This is a genomic window from Bradyrhizobium sp. RD5-C2 (assembly GCF_019972155.1).
Taxonomy (GTDB): Bacteria; Pseudomonadota; Alphaproteobacteria; order Rhizobiales; family Xanthobacteraceae; genus Bradyrhizobium.
On sequence record NZ_BOVL01000026.1, the window covers coordinates 103,183 to 128,013 of the forward strand.

The following is a 24,831-nucleotide window of genomic DNA, read 5'->3' on the forward strand; positions in this document are numbered from 1 at the left end:
GGACATCTATCCCGGCACGAGGCTTGCTGTCCGAAGGCGTGGTTTGGAATGGAGTGGAAGTCATGCCAGCGCCTTCGATCGGGAGCATGCTGGATCAGCAGAAGGGCTTTGGTCCCGGGTTCGATTTTCTCCGCGTTGCGCTCGCCATCGCCGTCGTCGCCGGCCATACGCCCTACGTCGCCACCGGTCGCGGTGACACCGATCCGACGTCGGTCCTCTGGTTTCCGCAATTTGCCATCCTCGTGATGTTCTTCGCATTGAGCGGATTCCTGATCGCCGCAAGCGGGCTGCGGCTCAGCGTTAAGGAATTCCTGATCAATCGCGGATTGCGGATCATTCCGGCGCTGGCGGTCGAGATCGTGCTGTCGGCGCTGATCCTCGGGCCGATCTTCACGACGCTGCCGCTCTGGGACTATTTCACCAGCGCCGGCACCTGGAAATATTTCACGAACGTCGTCGGCCTCGTGAACTACACCCTGCCGGGCGTGTTCAGCGACAATCCCGCGCCGGAGGTCAATAGTTCGCTGTGGACGGTGCCGTTCGAATATGGCTGCTACGCGGTGATGGCGGTCATCATGGCCTTGGGGCTGCTGCGCAAGCCGGCCCTGATCGTGACCGGCGCCGTCGTGCTGGTCGGTATCGGCTTCGCCGTGCAGTTCACGGGGCATGCCGCAACGCCGCCCCAACTGCCTGCCGGCGTCGCAGGCACGCTGCATGACAGGATCTTCAGCACGGCGCTGTTCCTCGGGCGCGGTGCGAAATTGCCGGTCGCCTGTCTGCTTGCAATCGCGGTCTACCTTTACCGCGACCGCATTCCCTATGACGGGCGCATTCTCGCCGCCTGCTGTGCGCTCTGCCTCGGCGCCGTGCTGCTTGGGCCGGCGGCGTGGATGACCCAGCCCGTCCTCAATGCCGTCATTGCTCCGGCGCTGGTCTACATCACCGTGTTCCTCGGTGTCTCGAAGCTTCCGCGGCTGCCGCTGCTTTCGAGGGGTGACTATTCCTACGGGATCTATCTGTACGGTTTCCCGATGCAGCAGGTGGTGAAGGTGTGGCTGCCGTACGCGTCGCTGATTGTCCAGTTCGCCGTCGCGCTGGTGCTGATCACGGCGTTCGCGGCGTTCTCCTGGCACTGGATCGAGAAGCCGGTCCTGAAGCTGCGTCGCCATTTCTCGTTCGTGGCGCGCAAGCGGCTCGAGCCGGACGATATGGCCCGAACGCTCGAGGGGATCGGGCCACTCGCCGTCAGCGTGAGCGGCAGCCGGAGCGCGCGATCTTCCTGACGGGCAGCAACAACGTCGCCCGCGCTCAGAGCTGAACGTATCCGGCCAGTCCGTCCCACAGCAGCTTGGCCGCAGTGACGACGAGAATGGCATAGCAGAGGCGGTAGAGCGCGCGCTGGTCGAGGCGTTCGTGCAGCCGCCAACCGGCCCAGACGCCGACCGGCACGGCCGGTATGCAAAGCGCCATCAGCATCCACAGGCTTCGCGACGGCGTGGCGAGCACGAGCCACGGACCGGCCTTCAGCAAATTGCCGAACGTGAAGAACAGGCTGGTGGTGCCGGCGTAGAGCGCCTTCGACATGCCGAGCGGCAGCAGATAGATCGCAAGCGGCGGCCCGCCCGAATGCGCGACCATCGTGGTGACGCCGGAGGACAGCCCGGCGAAAGTGGCCTTGATCGTCGAGCGCGGCCGCGGCTTGATCTCGCCGCCGCCGATGAACCACAGCGCGGCGAACACCAGCGTCACCAGGCCCATCACGATCTCGACGGCATGCCGGTCGAGATCGCGCAGCACGAAATAGCCGAGGCAGATGCCGACGACGAGCGCCGGCAGCAGCATCGCGAGGTCGACGCGCGACCACGTATTGGGGCGCCAGAACCGCAGCGCCGTGATGTCCATGACGACGAACAGCGGCGCGAGCAGCGCGCCGGCCGCGATCGGATCCATCGCCAGCGAGAGCAGCGGAATGCCGACGATGGCAAAGCCGCCGCCGAATGCGCCCTTCATGAAGGCGATCAGGAACACGCCGGCCAGCGCGACCGCGAACACAAACGGCGCGGGCATGTCGGCGATGATGGACGTGATCATGGTGTCGTGCCGAGCGTTGTGGTCGTACTCAACATGGCCACGCGCGCATGCGCGCGCAATCCAAACATTGCTCTCGGTGCACATTGCTCTCGGAGCAATCGGCGTGCGCGCCTAGCTTGCGCGCATCCTCGGCAGGCCCGGCCGGTCGCCGCTGATCACCGCCCGGCGATCGGAGACGGCGTGATGGAATTGCTCGAGCGTCAGCCCGATCACCGTGAGATCGCCTTCCTCGATCGCGCCGTCGTCGTAGCAATCGAGCGCTTCGCGCAGCAGTGCATCCGCGTCACCCTGCATTTTCGCGAGCTCCTCCGGCGTCTCGGCGGCGCGTACCCGCGCGATCAGCGTCAGCAGACCGTCGCGATGGGTGATGTAGCGCTCGCGCTCGTCACGCTTGACGTAGTGGCGCAGCCAGGCGCCCGCCGTGCCGAGGCCGGAGACCAGCAGGACGCCGCCCCAGATGTAGTCGGAGTATTTTTCGAGGAAGGTGCGCTCGGTGCCGTCGATATAGGCGGCCGCGCCCTGATGCGCCGGCAGTGCCGCATCCTTGTCGGTGTCCGGCTTCTCGATCTTGGCGGCCGCCGGCAGATCGCGCGCGACCTGGAGCCGCTGCGTGAACAATTGCCGGTCGAGCGCGCCGACGGTCGCTTCCTCCAGCGCATGTTGCGCGATGATGAGGTGATTGACGCTGACGGTCTCGACCTTGTCTTCGGGCCTGGCCGGCGACGAGGAGAAAATGCTGCCGGCGATCTCCTCGGACTCATAGAGCGGATGCTTCTGCGCGATCGCTTCCGAGACATCGACGGGAAGGAATTTCGGTTCGCCGCGCGCGGCCGCTGTGGCCGCGATCGCCTCCGCCGTGATCTTGCTGTCGAGCGGCCCGACGGTCATGTAGGCGTCGAGCGAGGGATCGCGCGCGAGATCGGCGACCTTGTTGACGGCGAACTGACTGATCGTGACCTTGTCGGGGTTGACGCCGGACTCGGTCAGGATCACGCGCAGCAGCGTGACGTTGGCCTGGGTGCTGCCGACGACGCCGACCTTGTGGCCGGGGAGATCGTCGATGCTCTTGATCTTCGCGGACCGCGGCTTGCCTTTGCCGCCTGACGGTGCCCACAGCACGACGACATTCTTGCGCAGGATCGCAACCGCCTCGGCGCTCGCCGGCAGGCTGAGATCGCCGCGCACGACCGCGAGGTCGACCTTGTTCGCGGTGAACAGCGCGATGCTTTCGGCGGCGCCCTGTGTCGTGACCGGCTTCAGCCGCACCGAGTGGCCGTCACGCGCAAAGGCCTGCGCGAAGCCCTGGATGAGCTTGACGTCGTCACTGCCGGTCGGGCCGACCGCGATCTTCAACGTCACCGGACGCAGCCCGTAGAACAGCAGGCCTGCGACGACGGCAAACACGAAGATGCCGGCCGCCAGGATCAGGAGCGACGAGTTTCGCCGTTTGAGCCTGCGGCGCGTGGTGCCGGGATGTTCACTCTGCTGCTCTGACATCTGACTGTCATGTTACACGAAAAACCGGCAGTTCGCCGTGAAAAACAACCTAACATTTCGATGACGTCATACGTTTGAAACATCCATGTCAGAACGTCGTGCGAGCAGAATCAAGATTAACGATTTGGGTCTCCTGCGATGCGCATACTCGTTGCGACCGATGCCTGGCATCCGCAAGTCAACGGCGTGGTTCGGACGCTGACGTCGCTCGCGCGCAGCGCAGCGACCCTCGGCGCCGAGATCGAATTCCTCACCCCCGACGGTTTCCGTTCGGTCGGCGTGCCGACCTATCCGGGCCTGCGGATGGCACTGCCGAACCGCCGCGAGATCGCGCGCCGGATCGAGGAGGCCGCGCCCGAGGCGATCCACATCGCGACCGAAGGACCGATCGGCTGGGCGGTGCGCGGCTATTGCCAGCGCAACAAGCTCGCCTTCACCACCTCCTATACAACGCGCTTCCCGGAATATGTTTCGGTGCGCACCGGAATTCCCGACAGCGTCGGCTATGCCGTACTGCGCCACTTCCACGCATCCGGATCGATGACGATGGTCGCGACCGACTCGCTGCGCACAGAGCTTGCCGAGCGCGGCTTCCGCAAGCTCGGCTTCTGGACCCGCGGCGTCGACACCAAAATTTTCAATCCGGACCAGCCGGCGCTGCTCGATCTGCCGCGGCCGATCTTCATGACGATGGGCCGCGTCGCAGTCGAGAAGAATCTCGACGCCTTCCTGTCGCTGGACCTGCCGGGTTCCAAGGTCGTGGTCGGCGACGGCCCGCAACGGGCGGCACTGCAACAGAAATATCCCGACGCGATTTTCCTCGGCGAGAAGAAGGGCCAGGATCTGACCTCGCACCTCGCCGCCGCCGACGTCTTCGTGTTCCCGAGCCTGACCGACACCTTCGGCGTCGTGCAGCTCGAGGCGCTGGCCTGCGGCACGCCGGTCGCGGCGTTCCCGGTCACCGGCCCGAAGGACGTCATCGCGGATCATCCGATCGGCGCGATCGACAACGATCTGCGCAGCGCCTGCCTGCGCGCGCTGAACATGTCGCGCGCGGACTGCCGCAATTTTGCGTTGGAGCGTTCCTGGGAAAACAGTGCGCGTCAGTTCATCGGCAATCTGGCCACGTTGCAGCCGAGCCGCGCGCCGCGACCCGCCCGCCGCGTCGCCGGCCGCAGTGCGGTTCCGAATTAACGGTTCAAACGAACGAAAGACGAGAGACCTAATCTATGGCTGAAATCATCAAGCTGGGCGCCGACCGTTCCATGGACTTCGACCGCGAAACGGTCGAGCAGGCCTATGACCGCTGGGCCCCGATCTACGACCTCGTATTCGGTGGCGTGTTCAGCAAGGGCCGGCAGGCCGCGATCCAGGCCACCAACAAGATCGGCGGCCGCGTGCTCGAGGTCGGCGTCGGCACCGGCATCTCGCTGCCGCTCTATAGCCAAAATGTGCGCATCTTCGGCACCGACATCTCCGAGGCGATGCTGGAGAAAGCCAAGAAGCGGGTGACCGAGCAGGGCCTGAAGAATGTCGAGGGCCTCGCGGTGATGGACGCCGAGAAGCTCGAATTCCCCGACGATTCGTTCGACGTGGTGATGGCGCAGTACGTGCTGTCGGCGGTGCCGAACCCGGAAGCCGCGCTCGACGAATTCGCCCGCGTGGTGCGTCCGGGCGGCGAATTGATCATCCTGACCCGCGTCAGCGCTGATGCCGGCGTCCGCCGCTTCATCGAGCAGAAGCTGCAGCCGGTGGTGCGCCCGCTCGGGTTCCGCACCGCCGAATTCGCCTGGTCGCGCTACACCAAGTGGCTGGCCGGTGCACGCGGCATGGAGCTCGCGGAGCGCCGCCTGATCCCGCCGCTCGGCCACTTCTCGCTGGTCCGCTTCCGCAAGGCGGACGTCGCCAAGGCGGCCTGAGGCGGGCCTGGCCAAGGCGGCCCAGAGCCGCCGGTCCTTCCGGGTGAGGTGGCGCACAGCGCCCCAAGCCAGGAGGCTAAGATCTCCTCTGCCTTATCCCCGCAGATCTCGCCGGGATGAGGCAGGATCCTTCTCCGGTTGCGTCAAGGCGTCGCTCCGCATTGTCATATGTCATTATGATGATGTCACACGCGATACATCGAATCCCTGTAAATCCTGTCCCGAAAGATGTTGGGGGAACCAATGATCAAGAATTTTCTGCAAGAGCTGCGTACCCAGCGCTGGGATGACCATCGCTTCTACCATCACAGCCGGATCAACCAGAGCCTGCACTTCGTCAGCGCGCTGAGCTTCCTGTTCGCCTATGTGATGCTGTTCTTCGATCCGGTCGTGTCGGCTTTGGTCGGCTGGCTGGTCTCGATGACCTCGCGCCAGGCCGGTCACTTCTTCTTCGAGCCGAAGGGGTATGACCACGTCAACCAGGCGACCCACGAGCACAAGGAAGACATCAAGGTAGGCTACAATTTGCAGCGCAAGGTCGTGCTGATGGCGATCTGGGCGTTGTCGCCGATGGTGCTGTACTTCGATCCGACCCTGTTCGGCCTGTTCAAGCCCTGGGTCACGATGGGCGACTTCACCCGTCAGGTTGCCAAGGTCTGGCTCGTGGTCGGCATCGGCGGCCTCCTGTTCCGCACGATCCACCTGTTCTTCATCCGCGACGTCGAGACCGGCCTTGTCTGGATGACCAAGATCGTCACCGACCCCTTCCACGACCTGAAGCTCTATCACAAGGCGCCGCTGTTCCTGATGAAGGGCGAGCTGATCGATCCGGGTCTCGAGAAGCACGTCAGGCACGCCTGATCGTTGCTCCCAACGTCTTTGAACTGCGTCATGCCCGGGCTCGTCCCGGGCATCTACGTCTTGGGGCTATCGTGAAGAGACTCCGCCGCGCTGCTGGCTACAACGGGACTGCGCTCCCTCTCCCGCCTGCGGGGGAGGGTTGGGGTGGGGGTGTCGCCGCTTGCGATGGTCTTTATGGGGAGAGAACCCTCACCCAGATCGCATCGTTCGATGCGATCCGACCTCTCCCGCAAGCGGGAGAGGTAAGGGATGATGGGAAAGAGCGGGGCGAGGGAGCGCGAGAGCCGCGCGTCGCCTCAGCGCCCGAACCTCACGGCGACCATCTCTCTCAGGATCTGCCGCTTGATGTTCTTGTTGGTGAGGCCTTCCTGGTGCCACCACCAGCCGTCGCGCTTCATCTTCTCGGCTGCCGCGACGAAGCGGTCGGCGACCTCGGCGAAATCAGCGTCGGTGTAGTTCAGGCTGAAGATCAGCCGGCCGGTGCCGACCCAGCTCAGCGCCAGTCCTTCGGCCCGCAGATAGTATTGCAGCATCCAGTTGTAGCGGGACGGCTCGGTGTAGGAGACGGTCCAGATCGACGAGATGTTGCCGACGCGAACCGGCAGGTCCTGCGCTTTGAGCCGGTCGTTGAGCGCCTCGGCGCGGCCGTTCCAGGTCTCCTCGAGCCCGTTGTAGATCGAACGGAAGTTCGGGCTGGCGAGCCGGCTCAAGAACTCGTCCATCGCCGTCATGACGTAGGGATGCGAGTTGAAGGTGCCGCGCGCGAAGCAGATATCGGCCGGCCGGTCGTCGCGGAAGCGGCGCATCAGGTCCTTGCGGCCGCACACCACGCCGACCGGAAGCCCGCCGGCCAGGCTCTTGCCGTAGGTCGCCATGTCGGCCTTGACGCCGAAATATTCCTGGGCGCCGCCGGCGGCGAGGCGGAAACCGACGAATACCTCGTCGAAGATCAAGACGATGCCGCGCTCGGTGCAGACCTCGCGCAGCTGCTTCAGCCATTCGGTGTAGGCGGCGCGGTCGTACCTCGAGGAACGCGACGAATCGACCAGCGCGGAATCGCCGGGTGCGTTGCCGTTCGGATGCAGCGCCTGCAGCGGATTGACCAGCACGCAGGCGATGTCCTTGCGGGTACGCAGCACGTGCAGCGTCTTCTCCGACATCTCGGCGAGCGTGAAGGTCTCGTGCGGCGACACCGGGTTGCCGACGCCGGGCTGCACCTCGCCCCACCAGCCGTGATAGGCGCCGGCAAAACGAACCAGATGGGTCCGCTTGGTGTGGTAGCGCGCAAGCCGCACCGCCTGCATCACGGCCTCGGTGCCGGACATGTGGAACGAGACCTCGTCGAGGCCGGAAATCTCGCAGAGGCGCTTGACGTTGTCGGCGATGATCGGGTGGTAGGGGCCGAGCACCGGGCCGAGCGCGTGGGCGCGCTTCTCACCCTCGGCGATGCACTCCTTGTAGAAGTCGTTACCGAAGATGTTGACGCCGTAGGAGCCGGTCAGGTCGTAGGACACATTGCCGTCGACGTCGGTGACGGTGACGCCGCTGGACGCCTCGACGAAGGCCGAGGTGCCGAGATGCTCGCGCACCAGGCGGCTGTACTGGAACGGCACGCGGTAGGTTTCGGTGAACTGCAGGTCGGAGATCCGCTCCGTCACCTCGGCGGTCAGCGCGCGGCCCTTGGGGTAGCGATCCGCGTAGAGGCCGGCGAGGCGGAAGAAGCCGTCCTGCCGTTGCATCGCGACGTCCTTCGGTGCTCCGTCGGAGCGGAAGAACTCGTCGATGTCGAATTCGTAGTGCGGCACCATGCGCGCCACCATCTTGGACATCTTGGAGTGTCCGGTCAGCGAGCGGTGCTTGGCCCGCGACAGCGCGAGGCGGGCCTGAATTTTGGGGAAAGCTGCGGCGGCGCCGGCAAGCGCGGCGGCGGACAGCGAGAGAATCGGAAGGGATGTTTCCATGACAGAAGCGCTAGCCTCGGCACCTAACAAATTCATGACAGTCAAGGGCCTGATCTCGGCATTCACCCAGCAGGAAGACCTCAATTTCCTGCTAACCAACCGGATTCCGCGGGCGGCGATCACCCGCTTCATGGGCTGGTTCTCCAAGGTCGAGAACCCCCTGGTGCGCGACGCCTCGATCGCCTGCTGGAAGCTGTTCTCCGACCTCGATCTGTCCGAGGCGAAGAAGACCGAGTTCAAGAGTTTGCACGATTGCTTTACCCGCGAGCTCAAGCCCGGCCTGCGCCCGGCTGTGGCCGATCCCGCCGTCATCGCGAGCCCGTCGGACGCGATCGTCGGCGCCCATGGGCGGATCGAGGATGGGCAGCTGTTCCAGGTCAAGGGCGCACCCTATTCGCTGCTCGATCTTCTCGGCGATCCCGCGCTGGTGGAGCAGCACCGCAACGGCCGCTTCGTCACGCTGCGGCTCACCTCGAGCATGTATCACCGCTTCCATGCGCCCTATGATCTTGCGATCGACAAGGTGACGTTCATTCATGGCGACGTCTGGAACGTCAATCCGATCGCGCTGAAGCGGGTCGAGCGGCTGTTCTGCAAGAATGAGCGCGCGGTGCTGCGCGCGAAGCTGCCGACCGGCGAGCCGTTGACGCTGGTTCCGGTCGCTGCGATCCTGGTGGCGAGCCTCCGCCTGCATTTCCTCGACGTCACGCTGAACGCGCAGTCGCGCGGCCCGGTGGATTTCCCCTGTGACGCGCACGTAAAGAAGGGCGACGAGCTCGGCTGGTTCGAGCACGGCTCGACCATCATCGTGCTCGCGCCCGGCCATTTCGAATTCTGCGACAATGTCGCGGAGGGAACACGGATCAAATGCGGCGAGCCGCTGTTGCGGAAGCCCTCATAAGCGCTTTCGAGCGAAGTGGGCACCGGTTCACGTAAAGAAAGCGCGTCAAAATATGGACTCTGATCTCGCTTTCTCGTTCGCGCCATTCTTTGAGCACGATCTGCCGGGAAAACCGGTTTCCACTTTTCAAGATCATGCTTTAGAATAGCCGGGATCGTCGCGCGACGATCCTAAATCGCAAACCTGATGGACACGAGATGGCGCGGACGCCTGTTCTGGCGGCGGGAGGCATTGTGCTGCGGCGGGACGCTCCGCAGCGCTTCGCCGTCGTGCGCCTGCGCAAGCGCAATGAGTGGGTGCTGCCGAAAGGCAAGCTCGACGATGGCGAGACGCCGCGCGACGCCGCCGAGCGCGAGGTGCTGGAGGAAACCGGCCACGACGTCGAGGTGCACGAATTCCTCGGCACGCTGGTCTATGATTCCGGCGGGCGCTCGAAGGTGGTCCACTACTGGCGGATGGATGCCGGCGGCAAGCCGGTGCGCGCGCTGATGAGCGACATCAAGGAAGTCGACTGGCTGCCGCTCGATGAAGCGCTCGATCGCCTGTCGCGCGGCTATGAACGTGCGTTCCTGGAAAATGTCGGCCCGATCGCATTGCAGGCCGCGGCGAATGCCATGCGCGAGCGGCGCGCGCGGTTGCGGGTTGCGGCCGCGGAGCGGCGGCGCAGCCGCGCGGCGATGGTGCCGCCGGTTATCGAGGAGCGCGAGGTCGCCAGCGCGCTTGACGTCGCTGATGTGCCCGTGCCGACGGAGATACCAGCCATCGAAGAGACGGCGTTGGCGCGGAGCGAACCCGATACGCCCGCCACGGTGCCGGAACACCCCGTTGCGGACGCCGGCGAAGTGGTCGAGACGGCGCCTGCCGCTGAAGCGCCGCCGTCATCCGCGCGCCAGATCGAGCCGGTTGCGACGGCCGTTCAGCCTAAGCCGCGCAAGAACCTGATCGATCGCGTGCGCGACTGGCTGCGCCGCGCAGCCTGATCATCGGCCGATGCTTTGACGTCGTACGGCTGGTTGCCAGCCGTCGATGTCATGCTGCAAGGCAGTGCAGTCAGCGCGGAGCTTGGGCGAACCCAATTCACCAGCCACGAGCTGGGCCGCATGAACCTCGGCCATGGCGCCGCGAATGTCGCCACGCTCGAGCTGGAGGCGGGAGATCTGAAGTCTGAGCCGCACGATCTGGACCCGCCCGTCGATGCTCGACCAGAGCTGGCGGGCGAGATGGAGATGCCGCATCGCTGCTTCGTGATCCTGCCGGGACAAAGCGAGGATCGCCTGCGCTTCGTTGGTGAGCGCGCGGATCGAGGGCATCGGCCAGCGATCCGCACTTCCGGAAAGTTCGCAGATCAATGCCTTCGCCTGGCCGGTCCGATGCGTGTGTGCCGCGACCAGCGCCAGGTGTGCGAGCAGGATTCCCCGGCGCTGCAATGTCCACCAGGACTTGCCGATCAAGCTCCGTTCGAGGCTCGCATGGGCGGCTTCCGCTTCGCCTCTTGCGAGCAGCAACATCGCGCGGCCCGGCTCCGGGCACCAGCCCATCGTGTACGCCCTGTCGTAGGCTTCGAGCGCTGCGTCGTCATTGCCGATCGCTGCAAGAATATCGCCCAGCACCCGGTTGGCATCGCCCATCGACCATGGCGCATCGCTGGTCAGGCGCGCGAGTGCATCCTGGATGCGAGCCAGCGCTTCGTCGAGCGAGCCCCTGATGCCGAGCACCTCGGAACGATGCAGCTGGCATGAACCTGTCAGCTCCATACCGCTGCTCGAGCAGAAATTCTGGTAGCTCCGCGTCCACTGGTCGGCCCGGGCCCAATCTCCGAACATCCGGGCTGCCCAGAGAATGTTGCAATAAAGGCTGCCGCCCATGATCGGGTCGAGATTGTTGCTGGACAGGGCGACCGCGGCGGCATGGTCCTGATCGGCCAGCCCGCCATGCGTGTCGCCGAGGCATAGCCGATAGAAGCCGCGATAGGCCAGGCTCAGCGCCTCGATGTTGAGCGCATCCTTGTATCTGACGGCGGTGTAGGCCGCGTCGGCCAATGCGAGTGCCTGTTCCGGCTCGCCATCGAAGGCAGCCAGTTTCGACTTCATCCATAACAGCAGGGCGGTCGTCGGAGGATCGTCGAGCATCGAGGCCCAATCTTCTGCGCGCGCGAGCCAGCCCTTTCCGATCGCGGCTTGACCGCTCTCGAAATGCAGGCCCGAGAGCGCGATGGCGTCGACCGCTGCTCCGGCAGCGTCGCCGGCCTCGCTTCGCGCGGCGACTGCGCGAACCAGAACTGGAATCGCTGCCGCGGTCCTGCCGAGGCATTGCAGGGCAATTGCCCAATCGTGGAAATCTTCGGCGCTGAGCTGGCTGTCTCTGTCGGCGCTCTGAAAGAGCGTTGCCGCCTGCAGCCATAGATGTCCGACCGCCGCACGTCGGGCGAGGCCGATTGCTCCGATTGCACCGACGGTGCCATCGACTTGCTTGTGGTCAATGCGTTCCGGCTGCCTGGAATCAACGAAGAACCGATATCCTTTGCCCGGCAGATTCCGGATCGCGCCGTCCATGCCGCCCTGGCGCAGCGCGGCGCGCAACGAACTCACCGCCCGCTGCAGTGAGTTGTCGGTGACCGTGACATCCGGCCAGACACCTTCGAGCAGCTCGTCCTTGGAGACGACCCGCTCGCGGTGGTGGACAAGATAGACCAGCAGATCGAACACACGCGGCTGCAAAGCGACTTCCTGCCGCGCGCACAGCAGCACGCGTCCAGCTTCATCAAGCTCGAACAGTCCAAATGAGAATGCCATGTGTATGGGTCCGGGGATGCCGGAAAAGGTTCAGGCAAAGATCAGACAATGATCAGCCCGCGGTAAGGACAGTTGGCGTTGACCGCGCCTATAGCTGAGCATGGCCGCGATCACCGCAGCCTGCCGTTCAACCGTCGCAACCGAGGAGATTTCGATGGAACTCTATGTCATTCGCCGTCCGAGCGCCTGGGCAAACATGGGTGAGCTGGAACTCGCCGGCGCAACCTCCGCCAGGATCGGCGACGAGCAGATGCCGGACCGCGTCCGCTGGATCCGCAGCTACGTGGTGCATGAGGCAGATGGTCGCATTGGCACTTTCTGCATCTACGAGGCGCGTGATGGTGACTCGATCCGAGATCATGCGCGCTGCGTCGGCATGCCGGGCGAGGAATTCTACAAGGTCGCGACCACAGTGGTGGTGCGTGGTGATCCCCTCCAACCGCCCATTGCAGCCGAATGACGCCTGCGAGGCGTCGCATGGCGCATCCCGGCCCAACCATTATCCGGGGCGCCATCACACTTCGATCAAGGAAACAATGATGTCGATTTCATTCATGGAGTCTTTTTCCAATCCGGTGCGAAGGCATTTTTCCATTCTGCTCTTGCGTATTCGCCGGATCGTCAATCAGTCGGTCGCAGGGATGCTCGCACGCCGCGAGCGGCAGGCAAATTGCCTGATGTCGCGCGATCCCGGCGGCCGGCGGTCGAAGGGCGCCGGCAACCGCGGCTCTCGGCCGATCATTCGAAGCGCTGTGCTCGGGCTGATGATCGCGGGCTTGTCCTCGCCCTTGTTCACGCGAGCGGAGGAGCCTGTGGTTCGGGAGCTTCATGCAGCTCCGGCGCAGCAGGCCGTTTGGTCTCAACGCAGCAAGAGTGGCTGCAGGCATCGCTCGGATTGGAGCATGATTGCCGCGTCTCGCATCCCGGTCCTGCTCGACCGTCGTACATAGTTCGCAGCACATTGAAGTCATTGCACCGCATGACGCCGTTTTGGCGCAACGCGCGGACTTCAGGCGAAGCCAGCGGCTTCGCCGCGAGCCGCGCGTCATTTTCAAAGGAGATGCACATGAACGTTCAGACCGAAATGCCGGCCGTCGATCTCGCCGCCGTCAAGGCACGCCAGCAAGCCACCTGGAGCTCGGGCGACTATGCGATCGTCGGCACTACGCTTCAGATCGTCGGCGAGACGCTCTGCGAGGCTGTCGACCTGCGCAGCAATCAGATGGTGCTCGACGTCGCCGCCGGCAACGGCAATGCGACGCTGGCCGCGGCGCGGCGCTTTGCCGATGTGGTCTCGACCGATTACGTCGGAGCGTTGCTCGAGCGCGGCCGCGAGCGTGCCGCCGCGGAGCGTCTACCCGTCACGTTCCAGGAAGCGGACGCGGAGAGGTTGCCGTTTGCGGATGCGAGCTTCGACGTCGTGCTGTCGACTTTCGGTGTCATGTTCACCGCCGACCAGCAGCAGGCTGCGAATGAATTGCGCCGTGTCTGCCGCGTCAGTGGCAAGATCGGCCTCGCGAACTGGACGCCGGAGGGATTCATCGGCCAGGTATTCAAGACCATCGGCAAATATGTGCCGCCGGCGCCGGGCGTGAAGTCTCCCGCGCTATGGGGCACCGAGGCGCATCTCGCCGCGCTGTTCGGCCCGCAGGCGACGGTTGACGCCAAGCGCAAGCACTTCAACTTCCGTTACAGGTCGAGCGAGCATTTCCTCGAGATCTTCCGCACCTATTACGGTCCAGTGCTGAAAGCCTTCGGCGCGATCGATGCCGTCAAGCAGCAACTGCTCGCCGCCGACCTGTTCCGCCTGATGGACCAGTTCAATGTCGCCAAGGATGGGACGCTGGTCATCCCCAGCGAATATCTGGAGGCGGTGATCACCAGGCAGCGCTGATCTGCGGTTCGCAGCTTGGAATGGGGCGCCGGCGCTTGTCGCCGGTGCCACTTCGTTCGGTCACTGACGCTTGTTCTTGGGCGGCGGCTTCGCGGCGCGCGGCGGCGGTGCGCGCCGTTGCTGGAAGGCGGGGCGTGCCTGCACTGCGGGCCGTTGCACGCCGGGGCGGACGCCAGGTGCGGCCTGCTGGATGCCGGGCCGTGCCTGACCCGGTGCCGGCGGCGCAGGCTGCGCCGCGCCTTGTCGCGGCACGCTTGGTTGACCGGGCTGTCCCGGCTGGCGCACGCCGCCCGGCGGCTGTGTGCGTCCGGGCTGCAGGCCGCCTTGACGTGCAGGCGATTGTTGTCCGCTGGGTGGCGTCGCGCCGCCCTGGCGTGCGGGTTCTTGACGCGCAGGCTGTCCCGCGGGCTGCTGTCCGGCCGGCGTTTGGACGCCGGGCGCGTGCGGCAGCGTCGTGCCGCCGGGCTGCCCGGGCAGCGCGTGCTGTGCGCCGCCTTGCTGCTGCGTTCCCGGCTGCTGCTGCGAGCCTTGCCGGCCAGGTGTGCCGGGTTGCGTGCCCGGTTGCTGCGGCTGGCCCGGACGGTTCTGCTGACCCGGCTGCTGCGGCGCATTGCGGTTCTGGCCCGGCAGGCCGTTCTGGCGCTGCGGGTTCGGCTGCACCGGCTGGCCACGATTCGGATAGGGCGCCGCCGGATTGGCCCTGCGGAAGTCGGGATTGGCGCGCCGGAAGTCACGCTGCTCGGTCACCACCTGGCGGCCCAGCGTCTGCGCGGAATGCACCGCGCGCACAAAGCCCTGGTCACGCGTCATCTGTTGCGGCGAGATCGTCAGCGGCACGGCCGCGAAGCGGGCGCCGCCGGTGCCGGGGCGAATCGCAAACCCGCTCGCCCCGCGCGTCAGCACGCCGAGCGAGGCGCCGCCGCGGTCGTTGACCTCGATGCGGCCGACGTGTCCGTCGGCGTCGGGATACAGCTTGATGCCGACATTGTTGCTGGTCGCGGTCGCGCCTTCGGGCACCTCGACAAGGCCGGTGGTGCCGCGGATGCCGAGCGTCGCGGTCGGCGTGGATATCTTCATGTCGCCGGTCTTGGCGACGGCGGCAGCGACGAACGCCGCCGTTCCCTTGGCGACGTTGAACAGCGCGCTGTTCTGCTGGCCGCCGTCTTCGTAGACATAGTTGTCGATCGTGATCCTGGCGTTGGCCCGCAGGTTGAAGGTGGTGCCGTCGTTGAAGGTGATGCCGAGCGAGGAGGTCGCGGATGTGGCGACGTCGTCATTGGCGAAGATGTCGTCGCGGATCTGCAGCGGCGTCGTGGTGTTGTTGCGGGTGACGGTGGCGGTGCCGGTCAGTGTCGCGACGTTGCCGATCGGCTCGGGCGCCGTCGCCTGCGGCGCGGCGGCCGGAGCGCGGGTGACAGGCGCCGGCGTCGACGGTGTCGCACTCGGCGCCGGGGTGGGCGAGGGGGCCGCTGCAGGCTGCGCTTGCGCAAGCTGCATCGGGTCCGGCGCGGCATTCGCCCTTGCATGCCAACCGATGGTCACGCCGGCACAAAGCAGAAGCGCATAAAGGAAGGCGCGGCGCATCACCATCGATTCCCGGGAGGCATTGGGGATCGGCAATTGAGCCGCGTCAGGCTGAATGCCGAATGAACGGTCCTGCCTTGTTGTCATGGCGGCCCCGAACGATCAAGCACCGCGCTTCCGGAAGGAGGCGCGGTGCCTGGTCGTTGTTGGGGTTTTGCTTAGCCGCGCTTGTGAGGAGTGATGTTGAGTGGCTTCGCCGGCTTAGCCGCGGGAGCGTAGCTTGCAGGCTGCGCGGCCGTCGCAGGCGGCACGTAGTGGAACACCGCCTTGCAGCCGTCGCTGAGCAGCGCGCGCTGGCGCACCATGCAGGCGGTGACGCGATCGACGTCGGGGATTTCTGAACTGCACAGCCGCATCGCATCGCCGGTGCACATCTGCTGCTGCTCGTCGGTGTAGGCATAGGACGCCGAGGTCAGCAGGCCGAGCGTGAACGCGGTTGCCGCCAGCAGTTTGCCGTGACGAAGCACGGAAGCGGTGAAAGCCATGATGTCCCCTTGTGGTGATCGCGCCGTTGCAGCGCGTCGTCGAGGCCATCAGTAGGGAGGCTCGGTTTCGGCAATTCTTCGTGCGCACGGCAAAATGGTTTCGTCGCCCGCCGGTTTGTTTCGTCAACCACACGCGGGCGGTTGACGTCAGCCCTTACGGGGTCGTCGTCGCCGGAGCCCCTTCGAGCGCGAGCACGGCCTCGCGCTGGGCTTCGGGCATGGCGCGGATGCGGCGCCTGGCGGTGAAGCGGATCGCGGCAAAGCCGCCGAGGAACACCACGATCTTGCTGACGATGCCGAAGATCGGCATCACCACAGCCCATGTCGTGATCTCGCACGTCAGCGCGACGAAGGCGTTCACGGCGGCGGAGGTGAACATCAGGGCTGCCCAGGCGTAGCCGACCATGACGGCGACATCGGGCACGACGGTCTGTGCGATCTCGGGCAGATACCGGTTGAGCCAGCCGGGCTTCAGCATCACGACGCCGACGATGGCGTAAATCACGCTCGGCTTGAACAGCACGAAGCGCGGGTCGTTCGTGAGCAATGTCGCGGTGCCGGCGGTGACCACCAGGAACAGGCTCAACCATTCCATGGTGTCGATCCGCCTCCGGCGCACCATCTGGATGCCGATCTGCGTGACGCCGAAGGCGATGCCGAGGCCGACCGAAAGCGCGGTGTTGTGCGTCAGCAGGAACAGAACGAGAAACACAAGCGTCGACGCCAGGTCGAGGGCCAGCAGTTTTGCCGCAGTGAAAAAATACTTCATCGGCCGTCGAACTCCGCTTGCCAGGTCACGCATCATGCCACGCCGTGGCGCGATCCGCGCCTGTGTCGGCACAGCTAGGCAGATTGTGGGGCCGCAAGCCTATCGATTTCTGAAATCGAGGAGCGAATTCTCACCTCGACCGGGCGTTTTCCGCAGCATCCGTGGTTTGAGCGGCCGTCGCCCGGCGCCGAAACTCGGTCGGCGTCAGCCCGGTGTCCGCCTTGAAGGCGCGGTTGAACGGCGCCAGCGACTGGAACCCGGCGTCGAGTGCGATCGTCAGCACCGGCACCTCGGCCTGGCCGGCATCGGCGAGCGCCGCCTTGGCTTCGTCGAGCCGATAGCGGTTGAGGAAGGCGTTGAAGTTGCGGTGGCCGAGCCCGTCATTGATCAGCGTCCGCAGCCGGTATTCCGGCATGCCGAGCTTGACCGCGAGCACGCCGATGGTCAGCCCCTCCTGCCGGTAGGTCCGCTCGGTCGCCATCAGATGCTTGAGGTGATTGAGCGCGGCTTGGCTGAACGGCGGCGGAGCGGCATTGGCGAGCGAACGCGCGGCGACCGGTGCGGCCTGGCCCCGTCCGCCGACGCCGGCAACCGCCGGCTGGCCCTCGGGCGGATCGAACAGCATCATCCAGATCGCGATCAGCGCGAATGCGCCAAGGGCGAGTGCGGCGCTAAGGCTGATGGACCGGGTCGGCATTGCGGCAAGCCCGGCCGCCGCGGCGAACATCATCTGAAGGCCAATGCCGATCAGCAGTGCGATCAGAATCCGGCCGCGTGCCGTCGTCACGGCGGTGCGCCATCCCTTCGGAATTTGCGCGATCCCGAGCACGGCGAAGCCGATCGTCGCCAGCGCCAGGGCGCGGCCGCACGGCCCGGCGAGATCGGGCCAGATCGTCCAGCAATTGTGGCTCACGACCCCAAGCCCGGCGACCAGCGTCCACACCGCCGCGTGCCAGGGCCGCAGCGCAAACCGCTCATCGAACATCGCGCGCGCCCACAGCCAGAAGATCACCGGCGAGCCCATCGCGAAGGCGATGAATGGAGAGCTCCAGCCGAATGACGATGCGGGAAAGAACGGTGCGGTCGTGATCGCGTAGGCCGCGCCGGCCACGCCCATCGCGGCACCGAGATGCGCGGCGCGATGCACCGCCGCGTAGCGCAGCAGCAGCACCGCGCAAACCACCAGGAACAGCGCGACCACCGCGCCGCGGAGACCGAGTTCAAGAGCCGTCATCGCCATCGCAAGCCGCCCGCAGGTTCGATTCAACCTCGACATTGCGACGCTTATAGCGCGTCCGGCGATCGACATGAAGCGACCGTCGGGCGGGTGCGAAATGTGATTCACCTTTCGTCATGGCCGGGCTCGTCCCGGCCATCCACGTCTTTCTTGCATGATTGGCGCAAAGACGTGGATGCCCGGCACGAGGCCGGGCATGACGGAAAATGATTCAGATACCGAAGATTGGCGTGCTAGCCGACCCGTTTCCAGGTCTGGCCGCCGCAGAACATGCCGCCGAAGGCGCAGCCCTGCACGCGCATCGCATTCGGGCCCTTCATCGCGATCGTCGAGTCGTAATTCCGGCCGGAGTCGGGATCGTGGATGCGGCCGCTCCATTTGCTGCCGTCGGGCCTCATGTTGATCAGGATGCGTTCGTTGCTCTTCACCGAATAGCCGCACAGATTGTCGCCGCACGCTTCGACGCGGACATTGCCTTTGTTCTCCTCGGTGGCCCAGACGCCGATCGGTCCGGTCGGCGCCGGAGCTGGCGCGACGGCAATCGGAGCGGCTTGCGGCGGCGGCGCAGGCTGTGCGGCGACCGGGGCAGGCGCAGCGGGTGCGGCGTCGACCGGCGCGGGGGTCGCAGTGGCAACCGTCGTCGAGGCGGCGGGAGGAGCGGGCGGCGGGACGGCAGCTGCGACCGGCGCGACCGGCTGCGGCGCGGCGGCCTGTACCGGCGCAGGAGCGGGCGCGGACGGTGGCGCGGGTGGCGGCGAGCTCGTCGTCGAGGCGACATCGTCATCATCGTCGTACTTCGAGCCGAGATTCTTGCTGATGCCGCCGATCGTGCCGTTATAGCCCGGCGCCGAGATGCGGATGCAGGATAGCGCGCTGCAATTGCGCAGCGCCTCGACATGGATGCGCCGGCCGTCGATCTGGAAGGTGATGCCGGTGCCGCCGGCATGCGCTGATGTGGTGGCCATCAGCAGTGCGGCGATCGCAACGAGCTTCTTCATCTTGGTCTCCGTGGCGTTGAGCGGGGGGTGCAGCGATTGGTCCGGACGCTACGCGCCGCCGGCTCCCGTTTCCGTGATGTGCATCACGTTGCCAGGCAGAGCCGAATAGCTCGCCACGGTGACGGAGATCACTGCGCCGTGGGCGCCGCGCTCCTAGCGTCATCGGACGTTTTGGAGGTTTCGATGAAGCGCTTCTGCCTGCTCGTCGCGCTGATGCTGTTCATGCCGCTCGCCCATGCCCGCGAGGGCATCTCGTTTTCGATTGGCGGCCACCGCGTCCATCTCGATTCGTCGCGGTGCCGCTCGCTGTCCTGCGTCTCGGTCTTGGGCGCATCCAGGCGCGATGACGGCGGCGACAATGGCCGCACGCTGAAGCCGCTGCCCGCACCTGCGGCGGCGGCAGCAACCCCTGCCACGCCGGCAGCGAGCGCGCTGCCCGCGCCTATGCCGGCAGCACCTCCCGCGCCGCCGCCGTCAGCCCCGTCGCCGCCTCGCGTGATGACGCCCCAGCCACCGCCGGTTGTCGCCGCACCGCCTCCACCGCCGGCCGCGGTGCCTGCGCACCCGGCGCCGCCGGTGCTGCGGGTCTCGCGCGAGGCCGACGAACCCGACGACGGTCCGATCGGCGACTGGCAGACCGAAGCCAACGATCTGGTGCGCATCCGTCTCTGCGGCACGGCGCTGTGCGGCTATGCGCTCGACAGGACCACGCGCGATCTCGGTGAAGCGGTGCTGATCAACATGAAGCCGAAGCAGGAGGCGCGCTGGAATGGCGGCGTCACCAGCCAGAGCAGCGGAAACATCCGTTACGGCACGATCGAGTTGAAGGGGGCGGACAGACTGCGGGTCTTGTCCTGCGCGCTCGGTCGCGTCTACTGCACCGGTGCCGACTGGGTCCGCGTCTCGCGCGCACGGCACCGCGTGATCACCCAGGGGCAGCTCCGGGGTGAGCCGCGCTCCTGAACGCGCAGCTGTCCAATTTGTAACCGGACGCCGTCGAACCGTTTGCCGTCTCGCGCGCGACCGATAGAGGTCAACACTGTCTTCGCAAGCGATGGAGGCAAATATGAAGCGCCTGAGCCTGGTCGCGCTGCTGCTCGCCGGCAGCGTCGCCGCCGCCCATGCCGACAACGACATCTACACCAACATGTCAAAACAGAAGCGCGGCGACGACGCGCTGCATGCCGACGCTGCGGTCTGCGATGCGCAGCTCGGCGCGCCGCAGAACGGCACGCCGACGTCGCGGCAATACAAGAGCTGCATGCGCACCCGCGGCTGGCGCTTCAGCCACACCATCCGTGAGCCGGGCCGGCGCGACGACGGCTATCCCGATCCTGATAATCCCGGCCTCGTCTGCCACGATTTTACGATCGGCGGCATCACCGGATCGAGCTGTTCGAATTTTTGAGGGCGAGTTGGTTCGCTCTATTACCGTCATCCTGAGGTGCGAGCTCCTGCGAGCCTCGAAGGATGCACGGCCCGGCTGGTGGCCGTCGACCCTTCGAGACGCGCTTCGCGCTCCTCAGGGTGACGGGGTGGTAGTGTCGACGAGAAAAGCAAAAGCGCCCGGCGGGGGCGGCCGCCGGGCGCTGAACTCAAGCCTAGTCGAATACTTTAGAACACGCCGAGGACGATGGCGCCGACGAAGGCGAACGCGATGTACGCGGCCACAATGCTCAGCTTGCTCAGCAGAGGACTCGCGAAATCCATTGGGACGCTCCCTTGGTTCACAACGCTGCCCGCATTAACGCAAAAGCTAGCAAGTGGTTCCTGGCCAAAAAAGTCAGCCTTGCTGCCAAGCTCGATGTTCCCGCGTGATGCCGCATTGCGATGCCTGCCTCAAACAGGCGACGAATCAAGATGTTGAAGCACCCGCAAATAAATTCCGTGGCGTTGCGGGTTGCGGACCGGCCGCCGGCCCCGGATACCGTCTGTCAGGTCTCAGCAAGATTGTGGTATTTAGAAACGCAATCATAAGGTGAATGACGATGCCAGGCACAGAATGTCGAGCCCGATGCATTCTCGATCACGACAGCGCGGTGGCGATCACCTCGCTCTGCAGTGTCGTGATGCAGAGCATTCGCAACGGTTGTTGACACAATGAGATCGATGCGAACGCAAAGATTGCGGTGCCGGGTTCCACCGCATGGTTAAAGACGGCTGAAATCAATCAGTCGAAATGCGTTGAAGAGTCTTTAATCAAATTCGCAGAACCTCCGCGCCATGACGCGTGGAGTTCGTTTGTATCTCGTCGGCTCCCTTGTCCTTGTGTCGCTTGCTGGTTGCGGCCGCGGTCTGTTTCAGACTGCCGAGCGCGAACCGTGGCGGGCCGAGGCCGAGGCCGCATGCCTGAAATCAGGCGCGGTCAAGGAAGGCCCGGACCTCGTCCGCATCGATCCGATTTCCGGCCCCGGTGTCTGCGGCGCCGAGTTTCCGCTCAAGGTCGCCGCGCTCGGCGAAGCCAGTTCGGCTTACGGATTTGCCGACGATAGCCTGCGTCCACCGGCGTCGGTCGGCAGCCAGCCGCGTTGGCCGATCAATCGTCAGCCGGGCCCGCCGCCCGCACAGGCGCCCTATTCCGAACAGGCGGTCGGTCAGCCGAACTATGGCAGCCAGCAAAGCGGACCGGTGTCGCTGTCGGCGCCCGGCGTCCCGCCGCAGCAGGGCGAAATCGACCTGCCGCCGGATGGCTCGCCCGATGCCAACGGCGAGCGACCTTATTATCCGGGCCTGCGCAGTAATCCGCAGCGCGAGGGCGCGACCGCGCCTTATTCACCTGCGCCGTATTCGCAGCAGCCGCCAGGCGCAGCACCGCCGCCGCGGCTCGGTCCGTCGAACGGCAATCCGGTGATGACGGTCGGCCCGGTCGCAGTGAAGCCGGCGGCTACCCTGGCGTGCCCGATCGTCTCGGTGCTCGAGCGCTGGCTCGCCGATTCCGTGCAGCCGGCGGCGCAGCGCTGGTTCGGCGCACGCGTCGTCGAGATCAAGCAGATCTCGGCCTATTCCTGCCGCGGCATGAACGGCAATTCGCACGCCCATATTTCCGAGCACGCGTTCGGCAATGCGCTCGACATCGCAGCCTTCACGCTCGCCGACGGCCGCCGCATCTCGGTGAAGGATGGCTGGAAGGGACTGCCGGAAGAGCAGGGCTTCCTGCGCGACGTCCAGGCCGCCGCCTGCCAGCAATTCACCACCGTGCTAGCGCCCGGTTCCAACGTCTATCACTACGACCACATCCATGTGGATCTGATGCGCCGGGCCAGCCGGCGCCTGATCTGCCAGCCGGCCGCGGTCTCCGGCGAGGAGGTTGCGGCGCGTGCCGGCGGCCGTGGTGGCCCCTATGCAACGCGCGAACCTTATGTCACAGGATCGCTTGGCGGCAGAAAGCCGGCTCCGCGGGGTAAAGCGGGGGTCAACGAAGAAGACGAATTCGCCGACGAATAGGGACGCGTCTGATACCCGTATTATTACTGGGGGTGCCGTGCAAACGGTAGCCACTATTTGCTGCATATGCTCGCTGCGCCGGGCGCACCCGGCTGTTTCTGGGGGATAGCTTTGCAAGACGTGCCGATCATTCTCGTCATCGAAGACGATCGTGATCTTCAGATGATGGTGGAGGACGCCCTGAGGGACGGCGGCTACGAGCCGGCGATCGCAGGCTCGGGCGAGGAAGCTCTGACGCTGCTGAAGGCGTTCCGAACCAAATACAGTGCGCTCGTCACCGACATTCGCCTGCTCGGCCGGCTCGACGGCTGGCGCGTGGCGCGCGGCGCCCGCGAGATCGATCCGTCGTTTCCGGTGCTCTACATCACCGGCGGTGGCGGCGACGAGTGGCCGACCCGGGGCGTGCCGGACAGCGTGCTGCTGAACAAGCCGTTCTCGCCCGACGAACTGGTCGCGGCCGTGACCAAACTGCTCAAGAACGGCGCGCCGGCCTGACGGTGGTTTCGAACGGCCCGCCGCGCGCGGTGGGCCGTTCGCGGCAGGCGCTTATTCCGTCTTTATAAGATCTCGTCGCGGTTCTCCTCGAATTCATACGCCCTCGCGCGCATGTTCGCCGCAACAGCCGGAGAACGAAGATGACGATCTATCGCGCCTATATCGTCGGACCGCACAGCCGATCCATCGGCGTGGTCAACATGGATTGCAGCGATGACGATCAGGCCGTGACATCGGCCGGCCGCCTTGTCGACCGCCACGACGTCGAGCTGTGGCAGATGGACCGGCCCGTCGCCAGGTTCGACGCCTGCTCGAAGCAGGTGTTCCGCAAGTAGTGCGACACCGCGCAGCAGGCCCCCTGTCGCGCGGCGCGATCCCTGATGATAGACCTGGAGCATGATCCGGAAAAGTGCGAAGCGGTTTTCCGAAAGATCATGCTCGAACAATAGCGTCGGGTTCGTCATCTACAGGGATACCAAATCATGGCTTTGGAGAAGGTCGCACTTGTCACCGCGGGCGGCAGCGGCATGGGAGCGGCGGCGGCGCGGAAACTTGCCGCCGATGGCTTTCGCGTTGCGATCCTGTCGTCGTCGGGCAAGGGCGAGGCTCTGGCTGCCGAGCTCGGCGGCCTCGGCTTCACCGGGTCGAACCGGTCGAACGATGATCTGAAGCGCGCCGTCGACGGCGTGATGGCGAGCTGGGGCCGCATCGATGCGCTGGTCAACAGCGCCGGCCACGGTCCACGCGCCGGCGTGCTCGAATTGACCGATGAGCAGTGGCACACCGGTCTCGACGTCTACCTGATGAACGTGATCCGCCCGACGCGCCTGGTGGCGCCTCACATGCAGGCGCAGAAGTCTGGCGCGATCGTCAACATCTCCACCGCCTGGGCGTTCGAGCCGAGCGCGATGTTTCCGACCTCAGCGGTGTTCCGCGCCGGGCTCGCCGCATTCACCAAACTGTTCACCGACAGCTACGCGGCCGACAATATCCGCATGAACAACGTGCTGCCGGGCTGGATCGACAGCCTTCCCGCAACCGATGAACGCCGCGACAGCGTACCGATGAAGCGCTACGGCAAGGCGGAGGAGATCGCCGCGACCATCAGCTTCCTCGTCTCCGACGGCGCGGGCTACATCACCGGCCAGAACATCCGCGTCGATGGCGGCTTGATGCGGTCGATTTGAGGTCGTGCGGAAAGGCGGGAATGGGACCCTATTCGGAATACGTTCCGAAGGTCCTCACCACAATTGAATGCCGCTTTGGTTCGCTATCGCACAATGCTCTCTCCGCGCGACGTCGCGCGCTTTCGCCATACCCGCAAGTCAGCCATGACCTTTAGGCTGGCGCCGAGCACCAGTGCGCACAGCGCAGCCTTCGACACCGTCTCCATCGTCCCTTCGACCAGCATGGCATGGATCGCGCTGCCGCCGACGATGACCACCGCCAGCGACATATGGGCAATGCGCCACGTTCGCGGTCGCAGGCGCAATCGGCGGCGCAGCGTTGCCAACAGCGCGACGGCGAAGATCGCCCACATGGCGATCACACCCCACGGGGAGAACGGCGTCGGCGATGAGAAGAGCAGGGCGTCGATCATGTCTGGCGGACTGGTGATCCAAAGGCCGGCGACATGGATCACCACCGCCGCGACCAGCGCGCCTCCGATCCAGTGGTGGGCTCGCCGTCCGCGATAGGCGGCCAGTCCCGGCAAGTATCCGCCAATCAGCAAGGGCTGAACGAGCGCAAGACCCAGCGCGATAATTCCTGCGAATCCCGCCAGGATGTAAACCGGACCGCGCCATGCGAGCAGGGGGCTCGCCGCTGCCGCGGCGATCGGCACGCAAACCGCGGCAACAAGGGCGGCCCAGATCAGGGTCGCCCGGGCCAATCTCATCCTGTT

General features: G+C 65.5%; 25 protein-coding genes. 15 read left to right on the plus strand and 10 right to left on the minus strand.

Annotated features, from left to right (window positions below; translation table 11 throughout):
• The first annotated feature begins 62 nt into the window (after window positions 1–62).
• A complete protein-coding gene (locus BraRD5C2_RS32240) occupies window positions 63–1,283 on the plus strand; it encodes an acyltransferase family protein (RefSeq protein ID WP_223975369.1) in 1,221 nt (406 codons plus the stop codon).
• Between the two features lie 25 nt (window positions 1,284–1,308).
• Here BraRD5C2_RS32240 and BraRD5C2_RS32245 read toward each other — a convergent pair whose 3' ends face one another.
• Entirely contained in the window at window positions 1,309–2,091 is a 783-nt protein-coding gene (locus BraRD5C2_RS32245) for a sulfite exporter TauE/SafE family protein (RefSeq protein WP_223975371.1), read from the minus strand.
• A 111-nt stretch (window positions 2,092–2,202) separates the two neighbouring features.
• Window positions 2,203–3,588, minus strand: a complete 1,386-nt coding sequence (locus BraRD5C2_RS32250; RefSeq protein WP_223975373.1) for a TAXI family TRAP transporter solute-binding subunit — start codon at window positions 3,586–3,588, stop codon at window positions 2,203–2,205.
• A gap of 138 nt (window positions 3,589–3,726) precedes the next feature.
• Between BraRD5C2_RS32250 and BraRD5C2_RS32255 the strand changes: the two genes are divergently transcribed.
• The 3 genes from BraRD5C2_RS32255 to BraRD5C2_RS32265 all read left to right on the plus strand — a co-directional run bounded on the left by BraRD5C2_RS32255 (window position 3,727) and on the right by BraRD5C2_RS32265 (window position 6,368).
• On the plus strand, window positions 3,727–4,782 hold the full coding sequence (locus BraRD5C2_RS32255) for a glycosyltransferase family 4 protein (RefSeq protein ID WP_223975374.1): 1,056 nt from the start codon (window positions 3,727–3,729) through the stop codon (window positions 4,780–4,782).
• Window positions 4,783–4,817: 35 nt separating this feature from the next.
• Entirely contained in the window at window positions 4,818–5,507 is a 690-nt protein-coding gene (locus BraRD5C2_RS32260; RefSeq protein WP_223975375.1) for a class I SAM-dependent methyltransferase, read from the plus strand.
• A 243-nt stretch (window positions 5,508–5,750) separates the two neighbouring features.
• Window positions 5,751–6,368 carry a hypothetical protein gene (locus BraRD5C2_RS32265; protein WP_223975376.1) on the plus strand — a complete coding sequence of 206 codons (618 nt, stop codon included), beginning with the start codon at window positions 5,751–5,753 and terminating at the stop codon, window positions 6,366–6,368.
• Between the two features lie 296 nt (window positions 6,369–6,664).
• On the opposite strand, the gene BraRD5C2_RS32270 is transcribed toward BraRD5C2_RS32265, so the two are convergent.
• Window positions 6,665–8,329 carry an aminotransferase class III-fold pyridoxal phosphate-dependent enzyme gene (locus BraRD5C2_RS32270; protein ID WP_223975377.1) on the minus strand — a complete coding sequence of 555 codons (1,665 nt, stop codon included), beginning with the start codon at window positions 8,327–8,329 and terminating at the stop codon, window positions 6,665–6,667.
• A gap of 34 nt (window positions 8,330–8,363) precedes the next feature.
• Here BraRD5C2_RS32270 and asd point away from each other — a divergent pair, with 34 nt between their 5' ends.
• Window positions 8,364–9,230: an archaetidylserine decarboxylase gene (gene asd, locus BraRD5C2_RS32275; protein ID WP_223975690.1), complete on the plus strand. Its 867-nt coding sequence runs from the start codon at window positions 8,364–8,366 to the stop codon at window positions 9,228–9,230.
• 197 nt (window positions 9,231–9,427) lie between these two features.
• Window positions 9,428–10,210, plus strand: coding sequence for an NUDIX hydrolase (locus BraRD5C2_RS32280; protein ID WP_223975378.1), 783 nt, complete (start codon window positions 9,428–9,430; stop codon window positions 10,208–10,210).
• Here BraRD5C2_RS32280 and BraRD5C2_RS32285 read toward each other — a convergent pair whose 3' ends face one another.
• Window positions 10,211–11,977 carry a winged helix-turn-helix domain-containing protein gene (locus tag BraRD5C2_RS32285; protein WP_223975379.1) on the minus strand — a complete coding sequence of 589 codons (1,767 nt, stop codon included), beginning with the start codon at window positions 11,975–11,977 and terminating at the stop codon, window positions 10,211–10,213.
• A gap of 199 nt (window positions 11,978–12,176) precedes the next feature.
• On the opposite strand from BraRD5C2_RS32285, the gene BraRD5C2_RS32290 reads away from it, so the two are divergent.
• From BraRD5C2_RS32290 to BraRD5C2_RS32300, 3 genes are all read left to right on the plus strand, one after another.
• Window positions 12,177–12,482, plus strand: a complete 306-nt coding sequence (locus BraRD5C2_RS32290) for a nickel-binding protein (protein WP_223975381.1) — start codon at window positions 12,177–12,179, stop codon at window positions 12,480–12,482.
• Between the two features lie 79 nt (window positions 12,483–12,561).
• Window positions 12,562–12,972: a hypothetical protein gene (locus BraRD5C2_RS32295; protein WP_223975382.1), complete on the plus strand. Its 411-nt coding sequence runs from the start codon at window positions 12,562–12,564 to the stop codon at window positions 12,970–12,972.
• A 116-nt stretch (window positions 12,973–13,088) separates the two neighbouring features.
• Window positions 13,089–13,916 (plus strand): class I SAM-dependent methyltransferase, encoded by an 828-nt coding sequence (locus BraRD5C2_RS32300; protein WP_223975384.1) that lies wholly within the window; start codon window positions 13,089–13,091, stop codon window positions 13,914–13,916.
• 60 nt (window positions 13,917–13,976) lie between these two features.
• Here BraRD5C2_RS32300 and BraRD5C2_RS32305 read toward each other — a convergent pair whose 3' ends face one another.
• The 5 genes from BraRD5C2_RS32305 to BraRD5C2_RS32325 all read right to left on the minus strand — a co-directional run bounded on the left by BraRD5C2_RS32305 (window position 13,977) and on the right by BraRD5C2_RS32325 (window position 18,989).
• On the minus strand, window positions 13,977–15,587 hold the full coding sequence (locus tag BraRD5C2_RS32305; protein ID WP_308444465.1) for a FecR domain-containing protein: 1,611 nt from the start codon (window positions 15,585–15,587) through the stop codon (window positions 13,977–13,979).
• A gap of 71 nt (window positions 15,588–15,658) precedes the next feature.
• Entirely contained in the window at window positions 15,659–15,985 is a 327-nt protein-coding gene (locus BraRD5C2_RS32310) for a hypothetical protein (RefSeq protein WP_223975386.1), read from the minus strand.
• Between the two features lie 154 nt (window positions 15,986–16,139).
• On the minus strand, window positions 16,140–16,754 hold the full coding sequence (locus BraRD5C2_RS32315) for an inner membrane-spanning protein YciB (RefSeq protein WP_223975388.1): 615 nt from the start codon (window positions 16,752–16,754) through the stop codon (window positions 16,140–16,142).
• A 130-nt stretch (window positions 16,755–16,884) separates the two neighbouring features.
• Window positions 16,885–17,994, minus strand: coding sequence for an AraC family transcriptional regulator (locus BraRD5C2_RS32320; RefSeq protein WP_223975389.1), 1,110 nt, complete (start codon window positions 17,992–17,994; stop codon window positions 16,885–16,887).
• A 230-nt stretch (window positions 17,995–18,224) separates the two neighbouring features.
• Window positions 18,225–18,989 (minus strand): DUF2147 domain-containing protein, encoded by a 765-nt coding sequence (locus BraRD5C2_RS32325; protein ID WP_223975391.1) that lies wholly within the window; start codon window positions 18,987–18,989, stop codon window positions 18,225–18,227.
• A gap of 183 nt (window positions 18,990–19,172) precedes the next feature.
• Here BraRD5C2_RS32325 and BraRD5C2_RS32330 point away from each other — a divergent pair, with 183 nt between their 5' ends.
• The 6 genes from BraRD5C2_RS32330 to BraRD5C2_RS32355 all read left to right on the plus strand — a co-directional run bounded on the left by BraRD5C2_RS32330 (window position 19,173) and on the right by BraRD5C2_RS32355 (window position 24,115).
• Complete coding sequence (locus BraRD5C2_RS32330) at window positions 19,173–19,952, plus strand: DUF2147 domain-containing protein (protein WP_223975393.1); 780 nt, start codon at window positions 19,173–19,175, stop codon at window positions 19,950–19,952.
• A gap of 103 nt (window positions 19,953–20,055) precedes the next feature.
• Window positions 20,056–20,397 carry a hypothetical protein gene (locus tag BraRD5C2_RS32335; RefSeq protein ID WP_223975395.1) on the plus strand — a complete coding sequence of 114 codons (342 nt, stop codon included), beginning with the start codon at window positions 20,056–20,058 and terminating at the stop codon, window positions 20,395–20,397.
• Between the two features lie 815 nt (window positions 20,398–21,212).
• Complete coding sequence (locus BraRD5C2_RS32340; protein WP_223975397.1) at window positions 21,213–22,433, plus strand: extensin-like domain-containing protein; 1,221 nt, start codon at window positions 21,213–21,215, stop codon at window positions 22,431–22,433.
• 111 nt (window positions 22,434–22,544) lie between these two features.
• Window positions 22,545–22,928 (plus strand): response regulator, encoded by a 384-nt coding sequence (locus tag BraRD5C2_RS32345; protein ID WP_050403215.1) that lies wholly within the window; start codon window positions 22,545–22,547, stop codon window positions 22,926–22,928.
• 140 nt (window positions 22,929–23,068) lie between these two features.
• Complete coding sequence (locus tag BraRD5C2_RS32350; RefSeq protein WP_223975398.1) at window positions 23,069–23,263, plus strand: hypothetical protein; 195 nt, start codon at window positions 23,069–23,071, stop codon at window positions 23,261–23,263.
• A gap of 147 nt (window positions 23,264–23,410) precedes the next feature.
• On the plus strand, window positions 23,411–24,115 hold the full coding sequence (locus BraRD5C2_RS32355) for an SDR family oxidoreductase (protein WP_223975399.1): 705 nt from the start codon (window positions 23,411–23,413) through the stop codon (window positions 24,113–24,115).
• Between the two features lie 83 nt (window positions 24,116–24,198).
• Here the strand turns inward: BraRD5C2_RS32355 and BraRD5C2_RS32360 are convergent, their stop codons facing one another.
• Window positions 24,199–24,825, minus strand: a complete 627-nt coding sequence (locus BraRD5C2_RS32360) for a ferric reductase-like transmembrane domain-containing protein (protein WP_223975400.1) — start codon at window positions 24,823–24,825, stop codon at window positions 24,199–24,201.
• Window positions 24,826–24,831 lie beyond the last annotated feature (6 nt).

Excerpts from the sequence above, each read along its gene's own strand:
- BraRD5C2_RS32240 (WP_223975369.1), top strand. The coding sequence starts at position 63 with ATGCCAGCGCCTTCGATCGGGAGCATGCTGGATCAGCAGAAGGGCTTT.
- BraRD5C2_RS32245 (WP_223975371.1), bottom strand. The coding sequence starts at position 2,091 with ATGATCACGTCCATCATCGCCGACATGCCCGCGCCGTTTGTGTTCGCG.
- BraRD5C2_RS32250 (WP_223975373.1), bottom strand. The coding sequence starts at position 3,588 with ATGTCAGAGCAGCAGAGTGAACATCCCGGCACCACGCGCCGCAGGCTC.
- BraRD5C2_RS32255 (WP_223975374.1), top strand. The coding sequence starts at position 3,727 with ATGCGCATACTCGTTGCGACCGATGCCTGGCATCCGCAAGTCAACGGC.
- BraRD5C2_RS32260 (WP_223975375.1), top strand. The coding sequence starts at position 4,818 with ATGGCTGAAATCATCAAGCTGGGCGCCGACCGTTCCATGGACTTCGAC.
- BraRD5C2_RS32265 (WP_223975376.1), top strand. The coding sequence starts at position 5,751 with ATGATCAAGAATTTTCTGCAAGAGCTGCGTACCCAGCGCTGGGATGAC.
- BraRD5C2_RS32270 (WP_223975377.1), bottom strand. The coding sequence starts at position 8,329 with ATGGAAACATCCCTTCCGATTCTCTCGCTGTCCGCCGCCGCGCTTGCC.
- asd (WP_223975690.1), top strand. The coding sequence starts at position 8,364 with ATGACAGTCAAGGGCCTGATCTCGGCATTCACCCAGCAGGAAGACCTC.
- BraRD5C2_RS32280 (WP_223975378.1), top strand. The coding sequence starts at position 9,428 with ATGGCGCGGACGCCTGTTCTGGCGGCGGGAGGCATTGTGCTGCGGCGG.
- BraRD5C2_RS32290 (WP_223975381.1), top strand. The coding sequence starts at position 12,177 with ATGGAACTCTATGTCATTCGCCGTCCGAGCGCCTGGGCAAACATGGGT.
- BraRD5C2_RS32295 (WP_223975382.1), top strand. The coding sequence starts at position 12,562 with ATGTCGATTTCATTCATGGAGTCTTTTTCCAATCCGGTGCGAAGGCAT.
- BraRD5C2_RS32300 (WP_223975384.1), top strand. The coding sequence starts at position 13,089 with ATGAACGTTCAGACCGAAATGCCGGCCGTCGATCTCGCCGCCGTCAAG.
- BraRD5C2_RS32305 (WP_308444465.1), bottom strand. The coding sequence starts at position 15,587 with ATGACAACAAGGCAGGACCGTTCATTCGGCATTCAGCCTGACGCGGCT.
- BraRD5C2_RS32310 (WP_223975386.1), bottom strand. The coding sequence starts at position 15,985 with ATGGCTTTCACCGCTTCCGTGCTTCGTCACGGCAAACTGCTGGCGGCA.
- BraRD5C2_RS32315 (WP_223975388.1), bottom strand. The coding sequence starts at position 16,754 with ATGAAGTATTTTTTCACTGCGGCAAAACTGCTGGCCCTCGACCTGGCG.
- BraRD5C2_RS32320 (WP_223975389.1), bottom strand. The coding sequence starts at position 17,994 with ATGGCGATGACGGCTCTTGAACTCGGTCTCCGCGGCGCGGTGGTCGCG.
- BraRD5C2_RS32325 (WP_223975391.1), bottom strand. The coding sequence starts at position 18,989 with ATGAAGAAGCTCGTTGCGATCGCCGCACTGCTGATGGCCACCACATCA.
- BraRD5C2_RS32330 (WP_223975393.1), top strand. The coding sequence starts at position 19,173 with ATGAAGCGCTTCTGCCTGCTCGTCGCGCTGATGCTGTTCATGCCGCTC.
- BraRD5C2_RS32335 (WP_223975395.1), top strand. The coding sequence starts at position 20,056 with ATGAAGCGCCTGAGCCTGGTCGCGCTGCTGCTCGCCGGCAGCGTCGCC.
- BraRD5C2_RS32340 (WP_223975397.1), top strand. The coding sequence starts at position 21,213 with ATGACGCGTGGAGTTCGTTTGTATCTCGTCGGCTCCCTTGTCCTTGTG.
- BraRD5C2_RS32350 (WP_223975398.1), top strand. The coding sequence starts at position 23,069 with ATGACGATCTATCGCGCCTATATCGTCGGACCGCACAGCCGATCCATC.
- BraRD5C2_RS32355 (WP_223975399.1), top strand. The coding sequence starts at position 23,411 with ATGGCTTTGGAGAAGGTCGCACTTGTCACCGCGGGCGGCAGCGGCATG.
- BraRD5C2_RS32360 (WP_223975400.1), bottom strand. The coding sequence starts at position 24,825 with ATGAGATTGGCCCGGGCGACCCTGATCTGGGCCGCCCTTGTTGCCGCG.